Here is a 7,910-nt window from a genome sequence, read left to right on the forward strand (position 1 = left end):
GGCAGTGTTCAGGCTCAGGCCGGCCGGCAGGCTGCCGCTGGTCACGCTGTAGGTGTAGGGCGCCGTGCCGCCAGTCACCACCAGGGGCGCAGAATATGCCGCTTCCGCCGTCGCATTGGGCAAGGTGGCCGGCGTCAGGCTGACCGTGGCCGAGGACACCACCAGGGTATAGCTGCGCGTGCCGGTGAACTGGTACGCATCGGCCGCTTGCGCCGTCAACGTGAAACTGCCGGCCGCCGTCGGCGTGCCGCTGAGCAAACCGCTGCTGCTCAGGGTGAGGCCCGCTGGCAGGCTGCCGTTCGACACCGTATAGGCATACGGAGCAACACCGCCGCTGGCCGACAATTGCTGACTGTATGCCGTGGCCACTTTCGGCGCCGGCAACGTTGCCGGGGTCACCGCGATAGTCGGCGCGGCAACGCTCAAGGTATAGCTGTTGGTGGCACTGAACGGCGCCCCCGCGCCCGTGCTGCTGTCGGTGACCTTGATGCTGACCGGGAAGCTGCCGGCCACATTCGTCGTACCGGACAGCACGCCGGTGGCCGCATTCAGGCTCAGGCCGACGGGCAAGGTGCCGCTGGTCACACTGTAGGTATACGGCGCCGTGCCCCCCGCCGCTGTCAAGGTTGCGGTGTAGGCCGCTTCCGCCGCCGCATTCGGCAGGGTGGCCGGCGTCAGGCTGACGGTGGCCGAGGACACCACCAGGGTGTGGCTGCGCGTACCGGTGAACTGGTGCGCATCGGCCGCTTGCACTGTCACGGTGAAGCTGCCGGCCGCCGTTGGCGTACCGCTGAGCAAACCGCTGCTGTTCAAGGTCAGGCCCGCTGGCAGGTTACCGCTCGATACCGTATACGCATACGGAGCGATGCCGCCGCTGGCCGCCAATTGCTGGCTGTATGCCGTGGCCACTTTCGGCGCCGGCAAGGTGCTTGGCGTCACCACGATTACGGGGGCGGCAACGCTCAAGGTGTAGCTGTTGGTAGCGCTGAACGGCGCCCCTGCCCCCGTGCTGCTGTCCGTAACCTTGATGCTGACAGGGAAGCTGCCCGCCACATTGGTCGTACCGGACACCACGCCGGTCGATGCGTTCAGGCTCAAGCCGGCCGGCAAGGTACCGCTGGCCACGCTGAAGGTGTATGGCGCCGTGCCGCCGGCCGCCGTCAAGGTTGCTGTGTAAGCCGCTTCCGCCGTCGCATTGGGCAGGGTGGCCGGCGTCAGGCTGATATTGGGAATACCCACCGTCACCGTCACGGTGGCCGGTGCCGACGTGCCGCTGGCGTTGGTAACCGTATAGGTAAAGCTATCGGGACCGCCATAACCTGCCGTCGGCGTGTAGCTGATGCTCGTGCCGCTGGCCGTCGCCGTGCCATGCGATGCTGCGGATGCCACCGCGACCGACACCGCCGCGCCGCCGCTCAGGTTCAGGGTGATTGGATTGGCGCTGCTGCCGTACGCCACCGTGGCGCTGACGGCGCCGGCCACTGGAGCCGCCACCACCACCATGCCGGAATAGGCATGCGAACCAGTGAAAGGGGCACCGGCACCCGTGCTGCTGTCGGTGGCGGTAACGGTAAAGTTATACGCACCGATCGCCGTCGGCGTGCCGGACAAGGTACCGTCCGGCGCCAGGCTCAGTCCCGCTGGCAGGCTGCCAGCGCTGACGGCATAGTTATATGCCGCCGTGCCGCCGGTGGCGCTGATACCCTGGCTGAAGGCGGCGCCAGTGGTCATTGCCGGCAGACTTGCAGGCGCGATGCTGATCGTCGGCGCCGCTACCGTCAGCGAATAGGCGCGTGCGCCCGAATACGGGCCGCTGCCCGTCGAACTGTCCGTGGCGAGCACGGTAAAGTTGAAGGTACCGCCCGCCGTTGGCGTACCCGACAGCACACCGGTGCTGGACAAGCTCAGGCCAGCCGGCAAGGCACCGGCGCTGATCGCGTACGCATATGGCGCCAAGCCGTTCGCTGCGCTGATGCTCTGGCTGTATGCCGCACCGATTGCTGCGCCGGGCACGGTGGCTGGCGCGACCGTCACGGTCGGCGCACCGACGGTGATCGTCACGGTGGCCGGTGCCGACGTGCCACTGCCATTGGTGGCCGTGTAGGTAAAGCTGTCGCTGCCGCCATAACCTGCCGTCGGCGTGTAGGTGATGCTGGTGCCGCTGGCCGTCGCAGTGCCATGCGATGCAGCGGACGCCACAGCCACCGAGGTGGCGGCACCGCCGCTCAGGGCCAGGGTGATCGGATTTGCGCTGCTGCCGTACGCCACCGTCGCGCTGACTGCGCCGGCAACGGGCACCGCCACATAAGTGAACTGGTCCGCCGCACCGGTGGCGCTGGTGCCGCCAATCGTGGTCACGCGCACATCGACCGTGCCCGTGCCGGCGGGCGCCGTCACCGTGATTTGCGAAGCGCTGTTGACCGTAAAGCCGGTCGCTGCCGTAGCGCCGAACGTTACCGCCGTCGCGCCGCTAAGATTCGCACCGGTGATGGTGACGCTGGCGCCACCGGCTGTCGGACCAAAGGTGGGGGAAATACCGCTCACCACCGGTGCACCCACATACGTGAACTGGTCCGCCGCGCTGGTGGCACTGGTGCCTCCAACTGTGGTGATGCGCACATCGACCGTGCCCGTGCCGGCCGGCGCCGTTGCCGTGATCTGCGAGGCGCTGTTGACGGTAAAGCCGGCGGCCGACGTGGCGCCAAACGTCACCGCCGTCGTGCCGCTGAAATTCGAACCACTGATGATGACCGTGGTGCCGCCCGTCGTGGGCCCCGCCGTCGGCGAAATGCTGCTGACCACCGGCGCCGCCACGTACGTGAACTGGTCCGCCGCGCTGGTCGCGCTGGTGCCGCCCGTCGTGGTGACGCGTACGTCCACCGTACCGGCGCTGCCAGGTGGTGCCGTGGCCGTAATCTGCGTGGCGCTGTTGACCGTGTAGCCAGTCGCCGCCGTGGCGCCGAAGGTCACCGCCGTGGCGCCCGTAAAGCCCGAGCCCGTGATGGTGACGCTCGTGCCGCCGGTAACCGGACCGGCAGTGGGCGAAATGCTCGTTACTGCCGGCACTGCCGCGTAGGTGTACTGATTCCCGGCGCCGGTGGCGCTGGTGCCGCCGGCCGAAGTGACGCGCACGTTGACCGTGCCGGCGCTGCCCGCCGGCGCCGTCGCCGTGATCTGCGTGGCACTGTTGACCGTGTAGCCGGTCGCCGCCGTGGCGCCGAAGGTCACGGCCGTCGTGCCGCTAAAGCCCGTGCCTGTAATGATGACCGTGGTGCCGCCGGCAGTTGTGCCGGCGGTGGGCGAAATGCTGCTCACCACTGGTGCGGCCACATAGGTAAATTGATCGGCGGCGCTGGTGGCGCTGGTGCCGCCGGCCGTGGTCACGCGCACATCCACGGTACCCGTGCCCGCTGGCGCCGTCGCCGTGATCTGCGTGGCGCTGTTGACGGTAAAGCCCGTCGCCGACGTGGCGCCGAAGGTCACCGCCGTCGTGCCGCTAAAACCCGTACCGGTGATGGTGACGGTGCCGCCGCCAGTGGCCGGGCCGGCCGTGGGCGAAATGCTCGTCACCGTCGGCGCCGCCACATAGGTAAACTGGTCCGCCGCGCTGGTGGCGCTGGTGCCGCCCGTCGTGGTCACGCGTACGTCGACCGTGCCGCTGCCACTCGGTGCCGTCGCCGTGATCTGCGTGGCGCTGTTGACCGTAAAGCCGGTCGCTGCCGTGGCGCCGAAGGTCACGGCCGTGGCGCCCGTAAAGCCCGTGCCCGTGATGGTGACGCTGGTGCCGCCGGCGGTAGGACCTGCCGTGGGTGAAATGCTGGTGACCGTCGGCGCAGGAATATACGTGAACTGGTTGGCGGCGCCGGTGGCGCTGGTGCCGCCGCTGGCGGTGACGGTGACGTTCACGGTGCCGGCGCTGCCGGCTGGCGACGTGGCGGTCATGGTCGTGGCGTTGACGACGGTAATGGCGACGCCATTGTTGGCGCCAAACTTCAGCGCCGTGACGCCCGTAAAGCCGGTACCGGTAATGGTGACGGCCGTGCCGCCAGTGCTGGGGCCGGACGCAGGCGTCACGCCTGTGATGGTCGGCGGCGGCTGGGCATTGATCACCAGGGAATAGCTTCTGGACGTGTTGTACGGTCCATTGCCGCCCGTGACATCGGTGGATTTGATCACAAAGTTATAGGTACCCAGGGCGGTGGGCGTGCCCGAAAGCAGGCCGCTGCTCGACATGTTCAGGCCCGTGGGCAAGGCACCCGACTCCACCACATAGGTATAGGGCGCGGTGCCATTCGCGGTCGACATCTGCTGGCTATAGGGCGTCGCCAAGCCTCCCGCCGTCAGGGTGGTGGGGGTGATGGACAAGATCGGTACGGCGATCGACACGGAATAGTTCTTGATGACCACCTGCGGCGTGCCCGGGGTCGAGTCGGTAACCTTGACGCCGAACACATAGGCGCCGGTAGCCGTCACGGTGCCGGAAATCACGCCGCTCGGCGATACGCTGATACCGGGTGGCAAGGTGCCGGAATCGAGCACATAGGTGTATGGAGCGATGCCGCCACTCGACGACATGGTCTGGCTGTAAGGTGTGCCGATCACGGGCGCGGTCAAACTGCCCGGCAACACCGTAAAGGCGGCCGCCGCGGGCGCGACTGTCACGGTGAAAGTCACCTCCTTGCTATCCTCGTCGAGCAGGATAAAACTGTCGGACAGCGCCCCGTCGCCATTGTTGATATAGGTGGCGATGCCATCGCTGTTATTGACGAGGCCTGTAATCGTGCCGTGCAAGGGCGTCGCGTTATTGTCAATCAGGCCGAATCCGCTGCAGGACGACAGGTCGATGATATGCGAGCCGCCCGAGGCGACTGAAAAACTCTGGCTGGCCGTACATTTCACGCTCGGCACGGCCTGCGCAGGATTGGCGACGAACGCCAGCATCAGCAGGCACAGCGCAGCGAACCACTGCCCGAGACGGCAAGCTAACAACGTCCCGCTGGCGCCGCGATCCGACATTCGTTTCCGATTTCCAGCAAACAAGGCGAGCAGAAAAGAAAGTGCCGGACGGCCGATGATGTCGTTGCAAATACGCGACATAGTTTCTCCAATACAGAGTTTTTCAGACAAAAATGAAGGTGATTTCAGGCCGTCAGCGCTGCCCATTCCGGGCTCTTCTACAGTGCCAACATATGTTGACGCTTGCCATATGACAACGTATGCTACTCCGAGATTTCAATAAAGTAACTATAACAAAAAGGGTTTTTTAAAACGCAACATTGATTGCAAATGGAAAATATTATTCGTTTGCCATTGAGCTGCATTCCAACCGTGGGAGAACGATGATGGCTGATGTGTATCTAGGACAAATCATGATGGGCGGCTTCAATTTTGCGCCGCGTGGCTTTGCAGCATGTAACGGGCAATTGCTGCCCATTGCGCAGAATCAGGCGCTGTTTGCACTGCTGGGTACCGCTTACGGGGGGAACGGCAGTAACACCTTTGCCTTGCCTAACTTGCAAGGCTGTACCCCGGTTGGCGCGGGTGCTTCGGTCGATGGCGCGTGGCAACCATCGCCATACCAGACCGGTACACGGGCGGGGCAGGAGGCTGTCACCTTGCTAGCGACCCAAATTCCGCCGCACACGCATGCGGCCAATGCGGTGACGACGCCGGGCACCTCGAAAAACCCCACCAATACCCTGTTTGGCGGCAGTGGCGCGGAATCCATCTACGGTTCGGCGGGACCGCAAGTGCCCCTGTCCAGCCAGACCTTGGCGTTGGCCGGCGGCAACCAGGCGCATCCCAACATGCAGCCGTTCTCGGTCATCAACTTCAATATCGCTTTGAGCGGTATCTTCCCATCGCGCAACTAACGAATCCGCCACTCTTACGGAGCATAGTCATGACCACACCCTATGTCGGCGAAATTCGCCTGTTTGCCTTTTCCCGCATTCCCAGCGGCTGGTTCGCCTGCGACGGCAGCCTGAAATCGATCGCCGAGAATGAAGTCCTGTTCGCCCTGCTGGGCACCACCTACGGCGGCGACGGCGTCAACACCTTTGCCGTGCCCGACCTGCGCGGCCAGGTTCCCCTGCACATGGGTACCGGTCCAGGCCTGAGCAACCGCCCCCTCGGACAACGAAGCGGCAGTGAATCGGTGACCCTGCTGCCGACCCAGCTTCCTTTGCATACGCACCCGTTCAGTGTGAACAGCACCCTGGCGACGTCGAACGTGCCGGCGGCCAACCTGCTGCTGACTGCCCCGTCGAATAACGACAAGATGTACACGAGCGATCTGACCGGCCTGACCGCCTATGCACTGGCACCGGCCGCCACGGGCGCGACAGGCGGCAACCTGCCGCACGAGAACACCATGCCAACCCTGACAGCGTCATTTTGCATCGCATGGGCAGGCATTTTCCCATCCCAGCAATAACAGCCGGCACGCAAGCGCAGCCCCTAAAATCGATCAGGAGAACCTACCGTGACCTCACCATACCTTGGCGAAATACAAGTCTTCGGCTTCAATTTCACACCTTACGGATGGGCCAGCTGCAATGGCGCCACCCTGCAAATCCAGCAATACAGCGCGCTGTTTTCCTTGATCGGCACGCAGTATGGCGGCAATGGGACCACGACCTTCCAGTTGCCCAACTTCACGGGACGCGCGCCGTGCAGCCAGGGCCAGGGGCCGGGCCTGACACCGCGCGTGATGGGCGAGACCTTCGGCACCAACAGCGTCACGTTGAACACCACGGAAATGCCGAACCACGCCCACCAACTCAATGTGTACCGCCAGCCCACCGCCGCCCTGCAGCACAACACACCGCTTCCGGGTGATGGCTTGATTGCGCTTGGCGGCACGTCCGCGTTCGTGCCGGCAACGCCACCCAATGCATCGCTGTCCCCGACCGCGATCGGTAGTGCCGGTGGCGGCCAGGCGCACGAAAACCGCCAGCCGATGCTGGCGTTGAATTTCTGCATCGCGCTGCAAGGCGAATTCCCGTCATTCGACTAAGTTGGATTCATCCAGGCAGGCGGCGCCAGCGCGGTGCCGCCCTGCCCTTCTCGCGTACCGGCCTCAGTTGAATACTGCCTGGTACAGAAAGCCGTGGCTGTCACGCGCCACCGGCACCAAAAAGATACCCACCTCGCCAAACGCCTCATGCTGCATCTGGAAGATTTTCTGGCTGAACAGGATGGGGGAGCTATGGTGAAACAGCAGACTGAACGGCTTGCGCATCAAGCCCTCCAGGGTCGCTGACGGCAGCGGCTGCACTTCCTTCAAGACAAAGGCGGCATTGCCGTCACTGGCCGCAATAAACGTCTCGTTGATGCGTGCGGCAAAATGTTCAAGGGTCAGGACAGTCATCATTCCAGGTATTCCATTCCGTAAGCAGTGTGGTGAAGACGATGCCTGATTCTAATGGAATCATTGCCGCCCTGGCACGGCAATGACATGAAAAACCAGACGCCACATGCGCCGCGGGGCGGAAGCACCGGCTCCCGCCCCGCGGCGTCACTTCCTTGATTCACAACGCTACTTGAGCGGCATCGCGATACCGAACATCACCGACTGGGTACGTCCGCTATCGATGTTCAGATTGCTGTTGTAGTCGAGGGTGATGGTCATGCCGTTCGACAGCAGCAATTTGACGCCCAGCCCCGCCGCCCAGTTGCCCGTCTGCTGCGGCACCGTGCGGATCACGTACACGGGACCGTCCGCCACCAGGTCGGCATACGCCAGGCGCGCATCATCGGCGCCCTGGAACTGGTGCCGGTACTCGAGCCGCGCGCGCGGGAACCACGTGCCCAGGCCGCCCACATAGATGCCCTCGGCCCGCACACCGAGCGCGCCGATGCGCGAACGCACGGTCTGCTTGAAGTAGCTCAGGGCGTTGATGCCCCCC

At 64.5% G+C, this 7,910-nt stretch carries 6 protein-coding genes and 1 pseudogene; 4 read left to right on the forward strand and 3 right to left on the reverse strand.

Features of this window, described 5'->3' with window-relative positions; all coding sequences use genetic code 11:
- A partial coding sequence (locus tag SKZ59_RS28020; protein WP_319993590.1) for a beta strand repeat-containing protein occupies positions 1–5,016 on the reverse strand: 5,016 nt, incomplete at its 3' end.
- 356 nt (positions 5,017–5,372) lie between these two features.
- Between SKZ59_RS28020 and SKZ59_RS28025 the strand changes: the two are divergent.
- From SKZ59_RS28025 to SKZ59_RS28040, 4 genes and pseudogenes are all read left to right on the forward strand, one after another.
- Positions 5,373–5,516: pseudogene (locus SKZ59_RS28025) on the forward strand (phage tail protein); the annotation flags it as partial.
- A 99-nt stretch (positions 5,517–5,615) separates the two neighbouring features.
- Positions 5,616–5,873, forward strand: coding sequence for a phage tail protein (locus SKZ59_RS28030; protein ID WP_252867564.1), 258 nt, complete (start codon positions 5,616–5,618; stop codon positions 5,871–5,873).
- A gap of 29 nt (positions 5,874–5,902) precedes the next feature.
- On the forward strand, positions 5,903–6,436 hold the full coding sequence (locus tag SKZ59_RS28035) for a phage tail protein (RefSeq protein ID WP_319993591.1): 534 nt from the start codon (positions 5,903–5,905) through the stop codon (positions 6,434–6,436).
- A 48-nt stretch (positions 6,437–6,484) separates the two neighbouring features.
- Positions 6,485–7,018 carry a phage tail protein gene (locus tag SKZ59_RS28040; RefSeq protein ID WP_072452549.1) on the forward strand — a complete coding sequence of 178 codons (534 nt, stop codon included), beginning with the start codon at positions 6,485–6,487 and terminating at the stop codon, positions 7,016–7,018.
- Between the two features lie 63 nt (positions 7,019–7,081).
- Here the strand turns inward: SKZ59_RS28040 and SKZ59_RS28045 are convergent, their stop codons facing one another.
- The gene (locus SKZ59_RS28045) at positions 7,082–7,375 is read right to left on the reverse strand and encodes a DUF6916 family protein (RefSeq protein WP_235194233.1); all 294 of its coding nucleotides are present in this window, start codon (positions 7,373–7,375) and stop codon (positions 7,082–7,084) included.
- Positions 7,376–7,540: 165 nt separating this feature from the next.
- Positions 7,541–7,910 (reverse strand): autotransporter outer membrane beta-barrel domain-containing protein (locus SKZ59_RS28050; RefSeq protein ID WP_319993592.1); only part of this gene is annotated, 370 nt, incomplete at its 5' end.

The organism is Janthinobacterium sp. GMG2 (assembly GCF_033949445.1).
In the GTDB taxonomy this organism is placed as follows: domain Bacteria; phylum Pseudomonadota; class Gammaproteobacteria; order Burkholderiales; family Burkholderiaceae_D; genus Janthinobacterium; species Janthinobacterium aestuarii.